The organism is Micromonospora avicenniae, from assembly GCF_900156065.1.
GTDB lineage: Bacteria > Actinomycetota > Actinomycetes > Mycobacteriales > Micromonosporaceae > Micromonospora > Micromonospora avicenniae.
Window position 1 is genome coordinate 135,540 of sequence record NZ_FTNF01000007.1, and the last position, 19,097, is coordinate 154,636.

General features: G+C 72.4%; 15 protein-coding genes. 8 read left to right on the forward strand and 7 right to left on the reverse strand.

Going from position 1 to position 19,097, the window contains the following annotated elements; all coding sequences use genetic code 11:
- Positions 1-65: 65 nt before the first annotated feature.
- From BXA10_RS13640 to kdpF, 6 genes are all read right to left on the reverse strand, one after another.
- Positions 66-746 (reverse strand): response regulator, encoded by a 681-nt coding sequence (locus BXA10_RS13640; RefSeq protein WP_076470699.1) that lies wholly within the window; start codon positions 744-746, stop codon positions 66-68.
- Positions 743-3,295: a DUF4118 domain-containing protein gene (locus BXA10_RS13645; RefSeq protein WP_076470700.1), complete on the reverse strand. Its 2,553-nt coding sequence runs from the start codon at positions 3,293-3,295 to the stop codon at positions 743-745. Before BXA10_RS13645 ends, BXA10_RS13640 begins: the two co-directional genes overlap by 4 nt.
- A gap of 87 nt (positions 3,296-3,382) precedes the next feature.
- Entirely contained in the window at positions 3,383-4,264 is an 882-nt protein-coding gene (locus BXA10_RS13650) for a potassium-transporting ATPase subunit C (protein WP_076470701.1), read from the reverse strand.
- A complete protein-coding gene (gene kdpB / locus BXA10_RS13655; protein WP_076470702.1) occupies positions 4,264-6,456 on the reverse strand; it encodes a potassium-transporting ATPase subunit KdpB in 2,193 nt (730 codons plus the stop codon). Before kdpB ends, BXA10_RS13650 begins: the two co-directional genes overlap by 1 nt.
- Positions 6,457-6,476: 20 nt before the next feature.
- A complete protein-coding gene (kdpA, locus tag BXA10_RS13660) occupies positions 6,477-8,132 on the reverse strand; it encodes a potassium-transporting ATPase subunit KdpA (RefSeq protein WP_076470703.1) in 1,656 nt (551 codons plus the stop codon).
- On the reverse strand, positions 8,132-8,221 hold the full coding sequence (kdpF, locus tag BXA10_RS30875; RefSeq protein WP_091592907.1) for a K(+)-transporting ATPase subunit F: 90 nt from the start codon (positions 8,219-8,221) through the stop codon (positions 8,132-8,134). Before kdpF ends, kdpA begins: the two co-directional genes overlap by 1 nt.
- A gap of 385 nt (positions 8,222-8,606) precedes the next feature.
- On the opposite strand from kdpF, the gene BXA10_RS13670 reads away from it, so the two are divergent.
- Together BXA10_RS13670 and BXA10_RS13675 are read left to right on the forward strand one after the other, a co-directional pair.
- Positions 8,607-9,761, forward strand: coding sequence for an acyl-CoA dehydrogenase family protein (locus BXA10_RS13670; protein WP_076470704.1), 1,155 nt, complete (start codon positions 8,607-8,609; stop codon positions 9,759-9,761).
- Between the two features lie 130 nt (positions 9,762-9,891).
- Entirely contained in the window at positions 9,892-11,019 is a 1,128-nt protein-coding gene (locus BXA10_RS13675; protein ID WP_076470843.1) for a CaiB/BaiF CoA transferase family protein, read from the forward strand.
- A 162-nt stretch (positions 11,020-11,181) separates the two neighbouring features.
- On the opposite strand, the gene BXA10_RS13680 is transcribed toward BXA10_RS13675, so the two are convergent.
- A complete protein-coding gene (locus tag BXA10_RS13680) occupies positions 11,182-12,585 on the reverse strand; it encodes a cation:dicarboxylate symporter family transporter (RefSeq protein WP_076470705.1) in 1,404 nt (467 codons plus the stop codon).
- Positions 12,586-12,829: 244 nt separating this feature from the next.
- On the opposite strand from BXA10_RS13680, the gene BXA10_RS13685 reads away from it, so the two are divergent.
- The 6 genes from BXA10_RS13685 (at position 12,830) to BXA10_RS13710 (ending at position 19,057) form a co-directional block, all read left to right on the forward strand.
- Complete coding sequence (locus BXA10_RS13685) at positions 12,830-14,419, forward strand: sensor histidine kinase (protein ID WP_076470706.1); 1,590 nt, start codon at positions 12,830-12,832, stop codon at positions 14,417-14,419.
- Positions 14,420-14,495: 76 nt separating this feature from the next.
- Positions 14,496-15,203 carry a response regulator gene (locus BXA10_RS13690; protein ID WP_076470707.1) on the forward strand — a complete coding sequence of 236 codons (708 nt, stop codon included), beginning with the start codon at positions 14,496-14,498 and terminating at the stop codon, positions 15,201-15,203.
- A 154-nt stretch (positions 15,204-15,357) separates the two neighbouring features.
- Positions 15,358-16,602, forward strand: coding sequence for a DUF2786 domain-containing protein (locus BXA10_RS13695; protein WP_076470708.1), 1,245 nt, complete (start codon positions 15,358-15,360; stop codon positions 16,600-16,602).
- 195 nt (positions 16,603-16,797) lie between these two features.
- Entirely contained in the window at positions 16,798-17,154 is a 357-nt protein-coding gene (locus tag BXA10_RS13700; protein WP_245828244.1) for a YciI family protein, read from the forward strand.
- Positions 17,151-18,425, forward strand: a complete 1,275-nt coding sequence (locus tag BXA10_RS13705; protein ID WP_425436064.1) for an RNA polymerase sigma factor — start codon at positions 17,151-17,153, stop codon at positions 18,423-18,425. The genes BXA10_RS13700 and BXA10_RS13705 overlap by 4 nt, the downstream gene beginning before the upstream one ends.
- On the forward strand, positions 18,422-19,057 hold the full coding sequence (locus BXA10_RS13710) for a dihydrofolate reductase family protein (RefSeq protein WP_076470710.1): 636 nt from the start codon (positions 18,422-18,424) through the stop codon (positions 19,055-19,057). The genes BXA10_RS13705 and BXA10_RS13710 overlap by 4 nt, the downstream gene beginning before the upstream one ends.
- Positions 19,058-19,097 lie beyond the last annotated feature (40 nt).

Consider the following 19,097-nt stretch of genomic DNA (forward strand, 5'->3'; position numbering starts at 1 on the left):
TGTTCGGGGTGTCCGGGCGGGATGAATACCCCGACGAACTGACCTAGGCACGAGCGCCCGGCGGGTCAGGGGCGGTAGCGGTAGCCCATGCCGGGCTCGGTGATCAAATGCCGGGGTCGGGCGGGATCGTCCTCCAGCTTGCGGCGCAGCTGCGCCAGGTACTGCCGCAGGTAGTTGCTCTCGTTCTCGTACTCCGGCCCCCACACCTCGTGCAGCAGCTGCCGCTGGCTGACCAGCTTGCCGGGATGCCGCAGCAGCTTCTCCAGCACCGACCATTGGATCGGGGTCAGCTTGATCTCCGTGCCGTCGTCGCGGGTGACCGTACGGTCGGCGAGGTCGACGGTGTTGCGCCCCACCCGCAGGGTGGCGCCCGTCTCGGTGGCGGGGCTGAGCCGCCGGGTCACCGCCCTGATGCGTGCCAGCAGTTCCTCGACCCCGAACGGCTTGGTGATGTAGTCGTCGGCGCCCGCGTCCAGCGCCTCCACCTTGTCCTCGCTGCCGGCCCGGCCGGAGAGCACGATGATCGGCACACTCGTCCAGCCGCGGAGCCCACGGATCACCTCGACCCCGTCCATGTCCGGCAGGCCGAGGTCGAGGACGACCAGGTCGGGCGGGTGGCTGGCGGCGACCTTGAGCGCGCCGGCGCCGGTGTCGGCCACCTCGACGTCGTACCGGCGGGCGCGCAGGTTGATCCGCAGGGCGCGGAGGATCTGCGGTTCGTCGTCCACGACCAGGATCCGGGTCATTCCTGTGGTCCCTCCGCCATGCCCTGGGTGACCGCGGGCAGCCGCAGCACCATGGTCAGTCCACCACCGGGCGTCGTCTCCGGGACGAGACTGCCACCCATCGCCTCCGCCAACCCCCGGGAGAGCGCCAGACCGAGCCCCACCCCGGTCTGGTTGTCCCGGTCACCGAGACGCTGGAACGGCAGGAACACGTGCTCCCACTGGTCCTCGGGAATACCTGGGCCGGTGTCGATGACCCGGAGTTCGACCTGGCCCGCGTGGGCGCTCGCGGTGACGTGCGGGGGCTGGCCGGGCGGGCTGTACCGCAGGGCGTTGGCGATCACGTTGACGAGTACCCGTTCCAGCAGGCCGGGATCGGCGGTGACGGCGGGCAGATCCGCCGGGATGTCGGTGTCGACGCCGGCGGCCGGGGGCCCGAGCTCGTCGAGGGCGCGCGGCACCACGTCCTCCAGACCGATCTCGGCCGGTAGGACGCCGAGCGCGCCAGCCTGGAGCCGACTCATGTCGAGCAGGTTGGCGACGAGCCGGGCCAGCCGGTCCAGCGACTCCTCGGCAGTGGCCAGCAGCTCCGCCCGATCGTCCTCGTCGAAGTCGACGTCCGGGCTGCGCAGGCTGGTCACCGCCGCCTTCGCCGAGGCCAGCGGCGTACGCAGGTCGTGGCTGACCGCGGCGAGCAGCGCGGTCCGCATCCGGTCGGCCTCGGCGAGCGGCCGGGCGGTGGCGGCCTCCTCGGCCAGCCGCTCCTGGCGTAACGCGACGGCCGCCTGGGCGGCGAACGCCTCGACCAGGCGACGGTCGGCGGCCTCCAGCCGGGCGCCGCAGAGGACCACCGTGATCCGTTCGTCGACCGGCACCACCGTCTCGCCTCGATCGGGTGTGGTGGCGGGCTGTTCACCGACGCTCGCCACCACGCACCAGGCCCGCTCCTCCCGGGCGCGGGCCGGTCGGCCGGTGGCCTCCTCGGCGAGTTCCAGCACGCTGACCGCGCGCAGTCCGAAGGTCTCGCGCAGCTGGTCGAGCAGCGCGATGAGCGGCCGGCCGCCACGCAACACCCCGCCGGCCACCGCGGCGAGTGTCTGCGCGTCGGCGGCGGCCCGAGCGGCCTCCCGGGTACGCCGGGCGGCGACGTCCACGATCCAACTGACCGCCAACGCGACCCCGACGAAGACAGCCAGGGCGAGCAGGTTGTCCGGCTCGTTGATGGTCAGCGTGTGGAAGGGCGGGGTGAAGAACCAGTTCAGGATCAGCGACCCGCCGAGCGCGGCGACCAGCGCCGGCCAGAGCCCACCGACCAGCGCCACCGCGACCACGGCGGCGAGGAAGAGCAGGATGTCGCTGGCCAGGGTGAGGTCGGGCAGGACGGTGAGCAACAGCGTCAGCAGCGGCACGCCGAGCGCGGCGAGGGCGAACCCGAGCAGCCGGCGGCGCCGGGACAGCGCCGCCGGCACCCCGGCGGCGCGGCGCCCACGACCGGCCTCGGTGTGGGTGACCAGGTGAACGTCGATGGCGCCGGAGTGGGCGATGGTCGTCACGCCGACGCCGCGGGCGAACAGTTGGGCGAAGCGACCACGGCGGCTCGCGCCGAGCACCAGCTGGGTGGCGTTGACGCCCCGGGCGAAGTCGAGCAGGGCCGCCGACACGTCGGCGCCGAGCACCTGGTGGTAGGTGCCGCCGAGGCTCTCCACCAGCACCCGTTGCCGGGCCAGCTGCGCCGGATCCGCGCCGACCAGGCCGTCGCTGCGGGCGACGTGCACGGCGAGCAGGTCGGAGCCCTTGCTACGGGCGGCGATCCGCCCGGCGCGGCGGATCAGCGTCTCCCCCTCGGGCCCACCGGTCAGCGCGACCACGACCCGCTCGCGCGCTTCCCAGGTCTCGGCGATGCCCTGCTGGTCGCGGTACCGGCCGAGCTGCTCGTCGACCTTGTCGGCCAGCCAGAGCAGCGCCAGCTCGCGGAGCGCGGTGAGGTTGCCGACCCGGAAGTAGTTGCCCAGCGCCGCGTCGATCTTGTCGGGGCGGTAGATGTTGCCGTGCGCCATCCGCCGGCGCAGCGCCTCCGGGGTCATGTCGACCAGTTCGACCTGCTCGGCGGCCCGGACGATCTCGTCCGGCACCGTCTCTCGCTGCACGGTGCCGGTGATCTGCGCGACCACGTCGTTCACCGATTCGAGGTGCTGGACGTTGACCGTGGAGAGCACGTCGATTCCGGCGTCGAGCAGTTCCTGGACGTCCTGCCAGCGTTTGCCGTTGCGGGAACCGGGCACGTTCGTGTGCGCCAGCTCGTCGACCACGGCGACCTCGGGCCGGCGGGCCAGCACCGCGTCGACGTCCATCTCGGCGAACTCGGCGCCGCGGTAGTCGACGGTACGGCGGGGCACCTGCTCCAGGCTCCCGATCATGGCCGCGGTGTGCTTACGGCCGTGCGTCTCGACGAGCCCGATCACCACGTCTGTGCCGCGCTCGGCCCGCCGGTGCGCCTCCTCCAGCATCGCGTACGTCTTGCCGACGCCGGGGGCGGCACCCAGGTAGATGCGCAGCTCTCCTCGTGACACGGAACCATCCTCTCCTGCGCCCTCGGACGGGCGGTCACGCCGCGGGGCGAGACCACGTTCGTGGCCTCGCCCCGCGTGCTCGGCGGATCAGCGCGCGGGGAACTCCCGGTCGAGAGCCAGGTTGAGTTCCAGCACGTTGACCACGGGTTCCCCCATGAAGCCCAGCGCCCGGCCGGTGGTGTTCGCCTCGATCAGGCGGCGGACCGCCGCCGGGTCGGCACCGCGCTCGCGCGCGACCCGGTTCACCTGCAGCTCGGCGTAGGCCGGGCTGATCTGCGGGTCGAGGCCGCTGCCGCTTGCGGTGACCGCGTCGGCGGGCACTGCCGGTTGGGCGGGGGCGTCGCCCCGGACCGGGGTGACGATCCCGCCCTCGGCGACGTAGTCGTGGCCCGGCTGGGCCGGCTCGACCGGCACCCCCTGGTAGGTCGCGAGGAACGGGGTGGCCGGGGCTGCCTGGTTGACACTCACCACCCGGGTCACCTGACCGGTGAGCCCGTCGGCGCGGAACACGGCGAGCACCGCGCCGACCCCGTCCGGGGTGCAGAACGGCCGGCTGCCGTCCACACCGTTGAGCTCGCCGACCGCCTTGCTGCGCTCGCAGACCTGGGTGAGCAGGCTCTGCGAGGATTCCTCGGGGTCGGTGGCGATGGTGTCCACCACGCTCTCCGGGCCGAGGTTGCTGGCCGAGGTGGCGGTGGGGTCGTAGCCGCCGCCGGCCGCCGACGGGCGGCTCTGGAAGTAGCGGGCGATCGGGTTCCCGTCCGCGTCGGTGAAGGACTGCCCGATCAGGCTGCTGCCCACGGCGCGTCCGTCGACGCTGATCAGGGAACCGTCCGCCTTGCCGTCGAGGCCGGGAATCCGGCCCACGGCGACCATGGCGAGTGGGTAGGCCAGGCCGAGCAGGACCGTGAAGACGAGTACGGCCCGCAGGGCGGCGAGGTGCTGGGCGATCCAGCTGGGTAGGCGCATCACGAGATCCCTGGAATGAACTGGATGAGCAGGTCGATGAGCTTGATGCCGAGGAACGGCACGATGAGTCCGCCCAGCCCGTACAGCCAGAGGTTGCGGCTGAGCAGCTTCGACGCGCTCGCCGGCCGGTACCGCACGCCGCGCAGGGCGAGCGGGATCAGCACGACGATGATGATCGCGTTGAAGACGACGGCGGAGAGGATCGCCGACTCCGGGCTGGCCAGCCGCATGATGTTCAGCGCGTCCAGGCTCGGGTAGAGGCCGGCGAACATGGCCGGGATGATGGCGAAGTACTTCGCCACGTCGTTGGCGATGGAGAACGTGGTCAGCGCGCCCCGGGTGATCAGCAGCTGCTTGCCGATCTCGACGATCTCGATGAGCTTCGTCGGGTCGGAGTCGAGGTCGACCATGTTGCCGGCCTCCTTCGCGGCCGACGTGCCGGTGTTCATCGCCACGCCGACGTCCGCCTGGGCGAGCGCGGGCGCGTCGTTCGTGCCGTCACCGGTCATGGCGACCAGCCGGCCGCCCTCCTGCTCCTTCTTGATCAGCGCGAGCTTGTCCTCCGGGGTGGCCTCGGCAAGGAAGTCGTCCACCCCGGCCTCGTCGGCGATCGCCTTCGCGGTCCGCGGGTTGTCGCCGGTGATCATCACGGTCCGGATGCCCATCCGGCGCATCTCGTCGAACCGCTCCCGCATCCCGGACTTGACCACGTCCTTCAGGTGGATGACCCCGAGCGCCCGGGCCGGCTCCCCGTCGACGTGCTCGGCCACCACCAGCGGGGTGCCGCCGGTGCCGCTGATCGCGTCGACCAGCTCGCCGACCTGACCGGTCGGGTGGCCGCCGTTGTCGCGTACCCACTTCATGACGGCCGCCGCGGCGCCCTTGCGGATCCGGCGTACGCCGCCGTCGACGCTCTCCGCGCCGAGGTCGACGCCGCTCATCCGGGTCTGCGCCGTGAACGGCACGAAGGTGGCGTGCGGCATGACACCCGGCTCCCGCTCGCGCAGCCCGTACTCGTTCTTCGCGAGCACCACCACCGAGCGCCCCTCGGGGGTCTCGTCGGCGAGGCTGGAGAGCTGCGCGGCGTCGGCGACCTCCGCCGCCTCGACCCCCTCGACCGGCAGGAACTCGGCGGCCTGCCGGTTGCCGAGGGTGATCGTGCCGGTCTTGTCGAGCAGCAGCGTGTTCACGTCACCCGCCGCCTCGACCGCGCGACCGCTCACCGCGAGCACGTTGCGCTGGACCAGGCGGTCCATGCCGGCGATGCCGATCGCCGAGAGCAGCGCGCCGATCGTGGTCGGGATCAGGCAGACGAGCAGGGAGACGAGCACCACGCCGGTGATGCCGGTGCCGGTGACCGCGCCGGTGTCCGGCGCGGCGGCCTGGAATGCCTTCGAGAAGATCGCCAGCGGCTGGAGGGTGACCACCGCGAGCAGGAAGATGATGGTGAGCGCGGCGAGCAGGATGTTCAGCGCGATCTCGTTCGGCGTCTTCTGCCGGTTGGCACCCTCGACGAGAGCGATCATCCGGTCGATGAAGCTCTCGCCCGGCTTCTGGGTGATCTTGACGACGATCCGGTCGGAGAGCACCTTGGTGCCGCCGGTGACCGCGCTCCGGTCGCCGCCGGACTCCCGGATCACGGGTGCCGACTCGCCGGTGATGGCCGACTCGTCGACGCTGGCGATGCCCTCGACCACGTCACCGTCGCCGGGGATGATGCCGCCCGCCTCGACCAGGACGATGTCGCCCTGCTTCAGTTCGGGAGCGGGCACCGCCTCGTCCCGGTACCGGTTCGCCGGAGCGCCGGGCGTCCAGCCGATCAGACGGGTGGCGATGGTGTCCCGCTTCGCCTGGCGCAGCGTGGCGGCCTGCGCCTTGCCCCGGCCCTCCGCCACGGCCTCCGCGAGGTTCGCGAAGATGACGGTGAGCCAGAGCCAGACGGTGATGGCCCAGGCGAACACGGACGGGTCGGCGATCGCCAGCACGGTGGTGAAGACGGCGCCGATCTCGACGATCAGCATCACCGGGTTGCGCCACAGCGTGCGCGGGTCGAGCTTGCGCAGCGCGTCCGGCAGGGACCGGAGCAACTGCTTCGGGTCGAGCAGGCCGCCGCCGACCCGGTTGCCCTGGGTGGCGGGCGTACCGGGCGTCGGCTCCTCGCCGGTTCCCGATGTCACCGACGTGACGGACATGTTCTCGTTCCTCATGGAGATCAGAGCCCCTCGGCCAGTGGACCGAGCGCGAGGGCGGGCAGGAAGGTCAGCGCGACGAGGACCACCGTGACGCCGACGACCATCCCGACGAACAGGGGTCGGTGGGTCGGCAGGGTGCCCTCGGACGCCGGGGTGGGCTGCTGGCGGGCCAGCGAGCCGGCCAGGGCGAGCACGAAGATGATCGGCAGGAACCGGCCGAGCAGCATGCAGAGGCCGAGCGCGGTGTCCCACCAGGTGGTGTTCACGGTGATGCCGCCGAACGCGGACCCGTTGTTGTTGCTCGCCGAGGTGAAGGCGTACAGCACCTCGGAGAGCCCGTGCGGGCCGACGTTCAGCGCTGTCGCGTTGTTGCCGGTGGCGAAGGCCGCGGCCGTGCCGATCAGCACCAGCGCCGGCATGATCAGGAAGTACATCGAAGCGAACTTGATCTCCCGGGCACCGATCTTCTTGCCCAGGTACTCGGGCGTACGGCCGACCATCAGCCCGGCCACGAAGACCGTGATCACGGCGAGGATCAGCAGGCCGTAGAGGCCGGATCCGACGCCACCGGGGGCGACCTCGCCGAGCATCATGTTGAGCAGCGGCATCATGCCGCCGAGCGGTGTGAACGAGTCGTGGAACGAGTCGACCGCACCGGTCGAGGTCAGCGTCGTCGCCGCCGCGAAGGTCGCCGAGTTCGACACGTCGAACCGCAGTTCCTTGCCCTCCAGCGCCGCGCCGACCGCCTGCGGCACGGTGCCGTGCCCGGCCAGCTCGAAGACGTTGGTCAGGGTGACGCTCGCCACCGCCAGGATGCCCATCACGGCGGCGATGGCGTACCCCTGCCGGTTCTGGCCGACCATCCGGCCGAAGACCCGGGGCAGGCTGAACGGGATGAGCAGGATCAGGAAGATCTCGATCCAGTTGGTCCAGGAGGTCGGGTTCTCGAACGGGTGGGCGCTGTTGGCGTTGTAGAAGCCGCCACCGTTCGTACCCAGCTCCTTGATCACCTCTTGGCTGGCCACCGGCCCGCCGGTGATCGTCTGGGTGCCGCCGGTCAGCGTGGTGACATCGGTGCCGCCGGACAGGTTCTGCACCACCCCACCGAGCATCAACACGAACGCGCCGAGCACTGCGATCGGCAGCAGGATGCGCAGGGTGATCCGGGTCAGGTCGACCCAGAAGTTGCCCAGGTGCCCGGTGCGGTGCCGGGCGAACCCGCGGACCAGGGCGATCGCGACCGCGATGCCGACCGACGCGGAGACGAAGTTCTGCACCGCGAGGCCGGCCATCTGCACGAGGTGACCCATGGTCGACTCGCCCGAGTACGACTGCCAGTTCGTGTTGGTCACGAACGACACCGCGGTGTTCCAGGCGCCGTGCGGCACCACCGGGTCGAAGCCCAGCGACAGCCAGAGCTTGTCCTGCACCCGCTGGAGCAGGTAGAGGAACAGGAGCGACACGACCGAGAAGGCCAGCACGCTACGCGCGTACACGCCCCAGCTCTGCTCGGCGGCCGGGTTGACCCCGACCAGCCGGTAGATCCCGCGCTCCAGGCGAGACGACCGGGTGCCGGAGACCACCCGGTACATGTAGTCGCCGAACGGCTTGTAGACGGCGACCAGCGCCACCACCAGCGACAGGACGAAGATGACGCCGGCTGTTGTCATGGTCATCAGAAGCGCTCCGGGAACAGCAGGGCGACGACCAGGAAGATCCCCAGGCCGATCGCCAGCACCAGGCCGACGGCGTTGACCGCGCTCACAGCTTCTCCACCGCCCGGACCACCAGGGCGAGCGCCGCGAAGAGCGCCACCGTCAGGACCACGAACACCACGTCAGACACGCTGACTCCTCGTACGGATAAGGTTCGTCGCGACCGCCTCCCGGTCGCGCGGGGGCAATCAAAGCCCCGTGGTCGGCCGGGCGACAGGGCCTATAACGGGACCATGACGGCGGCCTCCAGCTTTTTGACGCCCTTTTCACAGGCCCCCCTTCCAGCGGTGAGCCGGCCCACCCGGTCGGCCGTCCCGGCCGGTCAGCCGCGGGGCGGTGCGGGCACGGGGGCGACGGGTGCGGGGCGTCGCCGGAGGCCCGAGGGGCTGATCGAAGCTTGTTGACACGTTGCCGAACGGGCATGAAGGTGGGGCCATGCCGACGCCCCACCTCTCGCCGTGGCGTAAGCCGGAGCACGACGACCTTGCCGACCTGGCCCGTGCCTTCTTCACCCGGGAGGTGCTGCCGCACACCGAGCGGCTGCTCGCGCAGGGGCACCCGGATCGGGAGCACTACCGCCGCGCGGGCGAGCTGGGCCTGCTCGGCCTCTCCGTTCCCGAGCAGTACGGCGGCGGGGGCGGCGACTTCACCCACGAGGCGGTGCTGCTCCAGGAGCAGGCGTACGCCGGCGAGGCCAGCCTCGGCCTCGCCGTGCACAGCGGAATCGTCACCGGCTACCTGGTGGCGTACGGCAGCGAGGAGCAGAAGCGGCGCTGGCTGCCCGGCCTGTGCAGCGGCGAACTGGTCGGCGCGATTGCGATGACCGAGCCCGACGGCGGCTCGGACCTGCAGGCGCTGCGCACCCGGGCGGTACGCGACGGCGACGACTACCTGGTGACCGGAGCGAAGACGTTCATCAGCAACGGTGGGCTCGCCGACCTGGTCATAGTGGCCGCCAAGACCGACCCGGAGCAACGCGCCGCCGGTATCTCGCTGCTGGTCTGCGAGGTCGGCGGCGATCCGGAGGGTTTCCGCCGGGGCCGACTGCTCGCCAAGATCGGGCTGACGGGGAACGACACCGCCGAACTGTTCTTCGACGGGCTGCGGGTGCCGGCGGCCAACCTGCTCGGCGACGCCGAGGGGCTCGGCTTCGTCCAGCTCATGCAGCAACTGCCGCAGGAACGGCTGGTTATCGGGGTGGGCGCGGTCGCCGCCATGGAGCGAGCCGTCGAGCTGACCGTGGCGTACGCCAAGGAGCGGAGCGCGTTCGGCAAGCCGCTGCTCGGGCACCAGAACACCCGGATGGTGCTCGCCGAGTGCGCGACCCGGACGCGGGCGAGCCGGGTCTTCCTCGACGACTGCATCAGCCGGCACGCGCGGGGCGAACTGGACGTGGCGACCGCCGCCATGGCGAAGTACTGGCTCACCGACGGGCAGTGCGAGGTCGTCGACAGGTGCCTGCAACTCTTCGGCGGCTACGGCTACACCACCGAGTACCCGATCGCCCGGATGTACGCCGACGCCCGCGCCCAGAAGATCTACGGCGGCACCAACGAGATCATGAAGGAGCTGATCGCCCGTGCCCTCTGATCGTCCGACCGGGGAAGGCGGCGGCCCGGCACCGAACCGGGCTTCGGCGCCGGGTCGGAACGACACGTCGGCGGCGGCCGCCGGACCGGATCCGAGCCGCCGGCCCGGTGGGCACGGCGGGAGTGCCCACCTGGGCGGGACCGGCACGAGCGGCGGGCCGCTGGCCGGGGTGCGGATCGTCGAACTCGCCAGCCTCGCGCCCGCCCCGTTCGGCTGCATGGTCCTGGCCGACCTGGGCGCCGACGTGGTCCGGGTGGACCGGCCGGGCGGCCCCGCCTCCGGACGGCTGGCCGCGCCGTCGAACGGGCCGTTGCAGCGCGGCCGCCGTGCCACCGTGCTGGACCTGAAGTCGCCCGCCGGAGTGGCAGCCTTGCTGCGTCTCGTGGAACGGGCGGACGTGCTGGTCGAGGCGTACCGGCCGGGGGTGGCGGAGCGGCTGGGCTTCGGCCCGGAGACCTGCCACGCCCGCAACCCGGGTCTCGTGTACGCGCGGATGACCGGCTGGGGACAGCACGGCCCGCTGGCATCCCGGGCGGGTCACGACATCGACTACATCGCGGTGTCCGGCGCGCTGGAGCCACTGGGCCGCGCCGGTGAACGCCCGTACGCGCCCACGAACCTGATCGGCGACTTCGCGGGCGGCGGGATGCTGCTCGCCGTCGGTGTGCTGGCCGCGCTGCTGGAGCGGGAGCGCTCGGGTGCCGGGCAGGTGGTGGATGCCGCGATGGTCGACGGTTCGGCGTTGCTCACGGCGTTCCTGCACGGAATGGTCAACACCGGCCTCTGGTCCGCGCCGCGCGGACACAACCTGCTCGACGGCGGGGCGCCGTTCTACGACACGTACCGCACCGCCGACGGCGGCTTCATGGCCGTCGGCGCGCTGGAGCCGGCGTTCTACGCCGCCCTCCTCACCGGCCTGGGCCTGGCCGAGGACCCCGACCTGCCGGCCCAGTACGACCCGGCCGGCTGGGACGTGCTTCGCCGCCGGTTCGCCGAGCGGTTCGCCAGCCGTACCCGGGACGAGTGGGCGGACGTCTTCGCCGATCTTGACGCGTGCGTGGCCCCGGTGCTCGCCCCCACCGAGGCGCACCGGCATCCGCACAACGCCGCCCGGGGGACCTTCGTCGAGGTGGACGGGGAGATCCAGCCGGCGCCGGCGCCCCGCTTCGACCGCACCCCGGTGCCACCTCCGATCCCGGCCCCCCAGCACGCACTCCCCATCCAGACCGTCCTGGACGCCTGGCCACCCCGCCCCTGACCCCGCGATAGGTCCCGCCCTCGCCCCAAGATCCACACAAAAACACGGAAAGAGTGGCTATCCGAGGCTGGATAGCCACTCTTTCCGTGAAAGAGTGCCTGCCGCAGGCCGTTCGTGCGCGTGCGGCGGGAGGGGCGGGGGGCGCCTTGCGGTGCGCGCTCGTCAGCGGTTGGCCGCTCCGGTTTTGACCTCCTCGGCCCGGTCCGGGGCGACGGCGGTCTCCGGCTCGGCCAGGTCCGCGTCGTCGTGGTCCTCGTCGAGCATGGTGGCCTCGTCGAACGGCCGCTCGCCGGAGAGCACCGCCTGTGCCTGCTCCCGGTCGAACTCGCCGGTCCAGCGACCGATCAGCACGGTGGCCACCGCGTTGCCGGCGAAGTTGGTGAGCGCACGCGCCTCGGACATGAACCGGTCGATGCCCACGATCAGGCCGACGCCGTCCACCAGGTCCGGCCGGTGCGACTGGAGGCCGCCGGCGAGGGTGGCGAGGCCGGCACCGGTGATCCCGGCAGCGCCCTTGGACGCGATGATCATGAAGACCAGCAGCGAGATCTGCTCGCCCACGGAGAGCGGGTCGCCCATCGCGGAGGCGATGAAGAGCGACGCCATGGTCAGGTAGATGGCCGTGCCGTCCAGGTTGAACGAGTACCCGGTCGGCACCGTGATGCCGACGACCGGCTTGCTGACCCCGAAGTGCTCCATCTTGGCGATGAGCCGCGGGAGCGCCGACTCCGACGACGAGGTGGAGACGATCAGCAGGAACTCCCGGCCGAGGTACCGCAGCAGCGAGAAGATCGAGACCCGCGCCACGAGCCAGAGCAAGGCCCCGAGCACCACCAGTACGAAGATCAGGCACGTGGCGTAGAAGCCGAGCATGATCTGCGCGAGGCTCTTCAACGCGTCCACGCCGGTCGCGCCGACCACCGCGGCCATCGCGCCGAACGCGCCGATCGGGGCCAGCCACATGATCATGGTGAGGACCTTGAACACGAGGCGCTGGGCGATGCCGACGGCCCGCAGCACCGGCTCACCCTTGCGGCCCATGCCCTGCACCGCGAAGCCGACAAGCAACGCGACCAGGAGAGTCTGGAGCACCTCGCCACCGGTCAGCGCGGAGAGCAGCGAGGTCGGGATGATGCCGAGCAGGAAGTCGACGGTGCCTGCGCTCTCGGTGCCGGCGGCCTTCTGGCCCGCCTCGGCCAGTTCGCTGCTGAGCTGGAGCCCGGAGCCGGGGTGCACGATGTTGCCGACGACGAGGCCGATGGCCAGCGCGACTGTCGACATGACCAGGAAGTAGCCCAGCGCCAGTCCGCCGACCTTGCCGACCTTGGCGGCCTGCCGTACGGAGCCGACACCGAGCACGATCGTGCAGAAGATGACCGGGCTGATCATCATCTTGATCAGCGCGACGAAGCCGGTGCCGAGCGGTTTGAGCTCCTGCGCCGCGTCCGGCGCGACGAAGCCGACGAGGATGCCCGCCAGGACGGCGACGATGACGGCGAGGTACAGGAAATGTGTGCGGTCGCGGCGGGGTCGCGCGACCTGTGTGCTGGTGGTGGGGGTCTGCATGGCTGAGACTGTGGCCCAGGTCTCAACCGGAATCAGCCTTGCGTTCATTCTGTTCACCGACCCGAGCCGCCGACCAGGCCGGAAGGTCGCCGGCCGGACCGGGAGGTCGCCGGCCGGACCGCCGACCGGGCCGGGACGCACCGCTTGACCCGGCACCGACCTGAACCGTCCACCCCGACGAACACGTGCACCGACCGGAACCGCCGGCCGGGCGGGGACCCGAGTCCCGCGACGACGAGGAGACATGACCGGACGAAAGTGGAGCATCGCCGGGCAGCTGTTCGCCCTTCAGGTGGTGGTGGTGACGTTGCTGGTGGCGGCGGCGACCGCGGGCGTCGCCCTGGTCGCCCGCGCCGACGCCCGGGAGGCGGCCCGCAAGGAGGTGCTCGCCGTCGCCGAGACGGTCGCCCGCTCTCCCGAGGTCGCCGAGGCGCTGCGCTCCCCCAACCCGTCCGCCATGCTCCAGCCGTACGCCGAGTCGATCCGGCACGCCACGCGAACCGATTTCGTGGTGGTGATGGCACCGGATCGGACCCGTTACTCGCACACCGATCCCGCCCAGATCGGGCGACCGTTCATCGGCGAGATCGCCCCGGCGTTGGCCGGGCGGCCGATCACAGTGGTCAACACCGGGACGCTCGGCGAGTCGGTACGTTCGGTGGTGCCGGTACGCGCCGAAGACGGCCGGGTCATCGGGCTGGTGTCGGTCGGCATCACCACCGAGGCCATCAACCGGGAACTGCTCGACCGCTCACCGGTGCTGCTCGCCGCCACCGTTGCCGCGCTGGCCCTGGCAGCCGCCGGGTCCTGGCTGCTCAGCCGACGGCTGCGCCGGCAGACGCACGGCCTCGGCCCGGCACAGATGGCCCGGATGTACGAGTACTACGACGCGGTGCTGCACTCGGTCGGCGAGGGCCTCGTGGTGATCGGGCCGGACCGGCGGATCGCTCTGATCAACGACGAGGGCCGCCGCCTGCTGGGCCTGCCCGCGGACACGGCGCTGGTGGACCGCCCGGTGACCGAGGTCGACCTGCCGGCCGCCCTGACCGAGCTGATCACCACCGGCCAGACCGCCCGCGACGAGCTGATCCTCACCGCCGACCGCGCACTGGTGGCCAACCTCCGGCCGACCGGCACCGGTGGGCACACCATGGGCACGGTGCTGACCCTGCGCGACCACACCGAGCTGCGGGCCCTCACCAGCGAGCTGGACTCCGTCCGAGGACTCACCGAGGCGCTCCGGTCGCAGGCGCACGAAGCCGCGAACCGGCTGCACACCGTGCTCACGCTGGTCGAGCTGGGCCGCGCCGAGGAGGCCGTACGACTGGCCACCGAGGAGCTCGCGCTGGCGCAGCAACTCACCGACCAGGTCGTCGGCGCGATCACCGAGCCCGCGTTGGCCGCCCTGCTGCTCGGCAAGTCGGCCCAGGCCGCTGAACGCGGCGTCGAGTTGACCGTCGACCCGGCCTCCCGACTCGATGTCGGCACGCTGCCGGCCGGGGACCTGCTCACCGTGGTGGGAAACCTGGTCGACAACGCGCTGGAGGCGGTCGCTGCGGGGAAACCGCCTCGCCGGGTACGGGTGCGCGTGGCCGAGACGGAGGGCGAGGTGCTGGTCGAGGTGACCGACAGCGGCTCGGGGCTGCCACCCGACCGGGTGGCCGACGCGTTCCGCCGGGGCTGGTCGACCAAGGCCAGCGGTCGCGGTCTGGGGCTCGCCCTGGTCGGTCAGGTGCTGATCCGGCACGGTGGGCGGCACGAGGTGGCGGAGGCCGCGGACGGCGGAACGGTGTTCCGGGCCCATCTCCCCATCCCCGTGGAGCAGCGAACATGAGCGAGCACGGCGGGCGAATCATCGAACACGGCGCCGTGGTGCCTCATGCCGGTGCCGAGCGCAGCGAGGTGCCGGCATGAGCGAGCACAGCGAGGGTGCCGGCGTCGACATCCGCGTGCTCGTCGTCGAGGACGAGGAGCTGATCGCGGAGGCGCACCGCGCGTACACCGAACGGGTGCCCGGCTTCCGGGTGGTCGGGGTGGCGCACGACGCTCGGGAAGCGATGCGGGTGCTGCGGCGGACCGGTCCGGACGCTGTCGACCTGGTGCTGCTCGATCTGCACCTGCCCGACGTGCCCGGCCTGGACGTATGCCGGGCGATGCGGGCCGCGGGCAGCGACGCGGACGTGCTCGCGGTGACCTCGGCCCGGGATCTGGCCATGGTCCGCGCCGCGGTGGCCCTCGGGGTGACCCACTACCTGCTGAAACCGTTCACGTTCGCCGCCTTCCGGGACAAGTTGGAGCGCTACGCCGAGTACCGGCGGCAGACCTCGGCGGGCGGCGCGGTGGCCGCCCAGCACGAGGTGGACCGGATGCTGGCCACGCTGCGCGGGACGGCACCGGACACGCTGCCGAAGGGTCTCGTCGCGCAGACCCTCGACGTCGTGCTGGACGTGCTGCGCCGCCGGCCGGGGCTCTCCGCCTCCGAGGTCGCCGAGCAGACCGGCATGTCCCGGGTGACCGCCCGGCGCTACCTGGAGCACCTGGCCGACACCCGCCGGGTGACCCGGGTTCCCCGCTACGGCACGCCCGGGCGTCCGGAGGTGGAGTACCGCCCGACCTGACCACCACCCACCGAACCCGGTGCGCGGGAGGTGCGACCCGAAACCGGACGGCGCATGCCGAAGTGCGACGGCAATGCGGCCCCGTTCGGCTGTCGGACCCGCCCGGCGGGCATGATCGGAGCAGCAGCCGGACCGCAGTGAGGAGGGACGACCCGTGCCGGACGCCGAGGAGCTGATCGACGACGCCGTGACGGCCGCGCGCGGCCGGGACGTACGCCTCGCCGAACGGCAGTTGGACCGGCTCGTGGTCGGCACGGGCGCGCCGGACGTGGACGCCGCGCTCCTGCGCCGGCTGGCCCGCGACGTGGGGCGGCTCTGGCCGCGCGGCTGGCAACCGGCCGACCTGGCCCGGCTCGCGGACCGCCGCCTCGGGCCGCGACCGGCCCGGCTGCTGCACGACGTGATGGCCGCACAGCGACGCGACCTGCCCGACCCGGTCCCGTCCTGGTGGGACGACCAGCTGCGGGAGTTGGACGCGCGGGTGTGGTGGGCGGACGACGGCGGGCACCTCGCCGCCTGGGCGGCGCGCGAGGGGATCGACCGGGTGACCGCGCTGCGGGAGGCGGTGGACGCGCTGGCGCTCGTGGTGGGACTGCCGCCGATCGCCGTGCTCCGTCCGCCACCGGGTTCGACGGCCGCCCGGGTGGTCACCGGCCCGGCTGGCGGTGGCAGCGGCTCCCGGATCCTGGATCGGGTCCGGGCGCTGCTCGCGAAGGCCGAGTCGACGACGTTCCCCGCCGAGGCCGAGGCGCTGACCGGCAAGGCCCAGGAGCTGATCGCCCGGCACAGCCTCGACGAGGCCCTGCTGGCGGCCGAAGCCCCCGGTCCCGACCTGCCGAGCGGGGTTCGGCTCGGCACCGACGCCCCGTACGCCGGCGCGAAGGCGCTGCTGGTGCAGGAGGTGGCGGCGGCGAACGGGTGCGAGTCGGTCTGGTCGGACGACCTCGGCTTCGCCACCGTGCTCGGCTGGCCGGCCGAGCTGGCCGCCGTCGAACTGCTCTACACGTCGCTGCTGGTGCAGGCCACCGCCGCGATGCTCGCCGGCCGGGGCGAGCGGCGGGCGTCCGGCGGGCGGCGCACCCGCGGCTACGACGAGTCGTTCCTCAACGCGTTCGCGCTGCGGATCGGGGAGCGGCTGCGCGCCGCCACTGCGGCGGCGAACCGGCAGGCGGTGCAGGAGGCCGGCGCTGATCGGCTGCTGCCGGTGCTCGCCGCCCGGGGCGAGGCCGTCCGGGAGCGGTTCGAGACGCTCTTCCCCGGGGTCACCCGGGCCCGGCTGACCGTACGCGATGCGGAGGGCTGGGCCTCCGGCACGTCGGCGGCGGACCGGGCGACCCTCGATGTGGGCGACACCCCGCCGACCCGGCAGGTCCGTGGTGGCCGGCGGGGGCGCCGGTGAGGCGACACCATCGCCAATGAGGCGCGGGGCTCGCCAACGAGCCGGCGCGACCACCGGTGCGCCGACCGCCGACGGGTCGAGATTTCTGGGATTTTCTTCCCGTCGGTTGTCGGGAGCGGGGGGTCCGCTCCGACCTCTGGGTGAGCCGCGCCGACCACGGGCGCGGCCGGGACGTGAGGAGCGGTCGTGAAGTACATGCTGTTGATCTGGAACCGGCCCGGTTTCGTCGAGGAGCTCTCCGAGCAGGAGCGGGTGAGGCTCTTCGGCGAGGTGGACGAGATCATGAAGGAACTCTCCGAGTCCGGCGAGCTGATCGGCGGGCAGGCGCTGGCCGACCCTTCGCAGTCGCGTACGGTCCGGCTGGCCGGCGGGCATCCGGAGGTCGTCGACGGCCCGTTCATGGAGAGCAAGGAACAGTTCGCCGGCTACCTGGCCGTCGACTGCGACACCCCGGAGCGGGCCGCGGAGATCGCCCGCCGCTGGCCGGACGTGCGCTACGGCGGTGCCCTGGAGATCCGCCCGATCATGGACGAGGCCGGGACGGAGATGTGATCTCCGGGTCGCGCGGGGTCGAGGAACTGCTGCGCACTCTGGCGCCGCAGGTCCTCGGCCTGCTCGTCCGCCGGCACGGCCAGTTCGACAGGTGCGAGGACGCGGTGCAGGAGGCGCTGCTCGCCGCGGCCCTGCAGTGGCCTGAGCAGGGAGTGCCGGAGAACCCGCGCGCCTGGCTGCTCACCGTCGCCACCCGCCGGCTCACCGACGAGTGGCGCAGCGAACGCGCCCGCCGGGACCGCGAGGTCGCCGTGGCCGTACGCGAGCCGGCGTACGCCGCGGTCGCCCCGGCGGCCGACGCGGAGCCGCCGGCCGGCGACGACACGTTGCGTCTGCTGTTCCTCTGCTGCCATCCGGCGCTGGCCCGGTCGGCGCAGGTGGCGTTGACCTTGCGCGCGGTGGGCGGGCTCACCACCGCGCAGATCGCCCGCGCGTTCCTGGTCCCCGAGGCGACGATGAGCCAGCGCATCCGCCGGGCCAAGCAGCGGATCGAGGCGACCGGCGCGAAGTTCACCATGCCGTCGGCGGCCGAGCGGGACGAGCGGCTGGGCGCCGTCCGCCAGGTGCTCTACCTGATCTTCAACGAGGGGTACACCGCCTCCAGCGGCCCGGACCTGCACCGGGCCGAGCTGACCGGCGAGGCGATCCGGCTGACCCGGATGCTGCACGCGCTGCTGCCCGACGACGGTGAGGTGACCGGCCTGCTCGCGTTGATGTTGCTCACCGACTCGCACCGGGCCGCACGGCTGGGCCCGGGTGGGGAGCTCGTGCCGCTGGCCGAGCAGGACCGCACCCGGTGGGACCGGGCGGCCATCGAGGAGGGCGTCGCACTGATCACCGAGTCGCTGACCTGGTCACCGCCGGGGCCGTACCAGCTCCAGGCGGCGATCGCCGCGGTGCACTCCGAAGCGCCGTCGGCGGCCGAGACCGACTGGCCGCAGATCGTCGCGCTCTACCGGCTGCTCGCCCGGATCGCGCCGAACCCGATGGTCACCCTGAACCAGGCGGTCGCCGTGGCGATGGTCGACGGGCCCCGGGCGGGGCTCGCCATGCTCGAACCGCTCGACGAGGACGAGCGCACCGCGGCACACCATCGGGTCGCGGCTGTCCGCGCCCACCTGCTGGAGCTGGCCGGCGAGCCCGGTCCGGCACGCGCGGCGTACCTCGATGCGGCGCGGGCCACCACCAGCCTTCCCGAACGTCGCTACCTGGAACTACGGGCCGCCCGGCTCGTGGTGGTCGACGACCAACCCCGAAGGACGGATCAATGAGCACGGTGACCAGCCAACTGTCGATCTCGCTGGACGGCTATGTGGCCGGGCCCGAGCAGAGCCTCCGGGATCCACTCGGTCGGGGCGGCGAGCAACTGCACGAGTGGGTCTACGGCCTCGATGCCTGGCGGGCACAGCACGGGTTGTCCGGTGGCGAGGGTGGAGTGGACTCGGAGGTCGTGGAGGAGATGACCCGCGATGTCGGCGCGTACGTCATGGGACGGCGCATGTTCGGCGGCGGTGACGGGCCGTGGGACGAGACGTGGCGCGGCTGGTGGGGCGAGGAGCCTCCCTTCCACACGCCGGTCTTCGTGCTCACCCACCATCCGCGCGAGCCGCTGCCGATGGCCGGCGGTACGACGTTCCGGTTCGTCACCGACGGCGTCCACTCGGCGCTCGAGCAGGCGCGCGAGGTGGCGGGCGACCGGAAGGTGGCGATCGGCGGCGGGGCCAGCACGGTCCGGCAGTACCTGGCCGCCGGCCTGCTCGACACCCTTCAGCTGCACATCGTCCCGGTCGTTCTGGGCAACGGCGAGCGCCTCTTCACCGGCCTCGACGATCTGCGGCTCGAACAGGCGGCGGCAGTCGCCGGGCCGACCGTCACCCACGTGACGTATCGGGTGCTGCGCTGACCCGGAGGCGTCCGGCCGGTGGACCGATCCGGTGGCCGGA

Excerpts from the sequence above, each read along its gene's own strand:
- BXA10_RS13640 (WP_076470699.1), bottom strand. The coding sequence starts at position 746 with ATGACCCGGATCCTGGTCGTGGACGACGAACCGCAGATCCTCCGCGCC.
- BXA10_RS13650 (WP_076470701.1), bottom strand. The coding sequence starts at position 4,264 with ATGCGCCTACCCAGCTGGATCGCCCAGCACCTCGCCGCCCTGCGGGCC.
- kdpB (WP_076470702.1), bottom strand. The coding sequence starts at position 6,456 with ATGTCCGTCACGTCGGTGACATCGGGAACCGGCGAGGAGCCGACGCCC.
- kdpA (WP_076470703.1), bottom strand. The coding sequence starts at position 8,132 with ATGACCATGACAACAGCCGGCGTCATCTTCGTCCTGTCGCTGGTGGTG.
- BXA10_RS13670 (WP_076470704.1), top strand. The coding sequence starts at position 8,607 with ATGCCGACGCCCCACCTCTCGCCGTGGCGTAAGCCGGAGCACGACGAC.
- BXA10_RS13680 (WP_076470705.1), bottom strand. The coding sequence starts at position 12,585 with ATGCAGACCCCCACCACCAGCACACAGGTCGCGCGACCCCGCCGCGAC.
- BXA10_RS13685 (WP_076470706.1), top strand. The coding sequence starts at position 12,830 with ATGACCGGACGAAAGTGGAGCATCGCCGGGCAGCTGTTCGCCCTTCAG.
- BXA10_RS13690 (WP_076470707.1), top strand. The coding sequence starts at position 14,496 with ATGAGCGAGCACAGCGAGGGTGCCGGCGTCGACATCCGCGTGCTCGTC.
- BXA10_RS13700 (WP_245828244.1), top strand. The coding sequence starts at position 16,798 with ATGCTGTTGATCTGGAACCGGCCCGGTTTCGTCGAGGAGCTCTCCGAG.
- BXA10_RS13710 (WP_076470710.1), top strand. The coding sequence starts at position 18,422 with ATGAGCACGGTGACCAGCCAACTGTCGATCTCGCTGGACGGCTATGTG.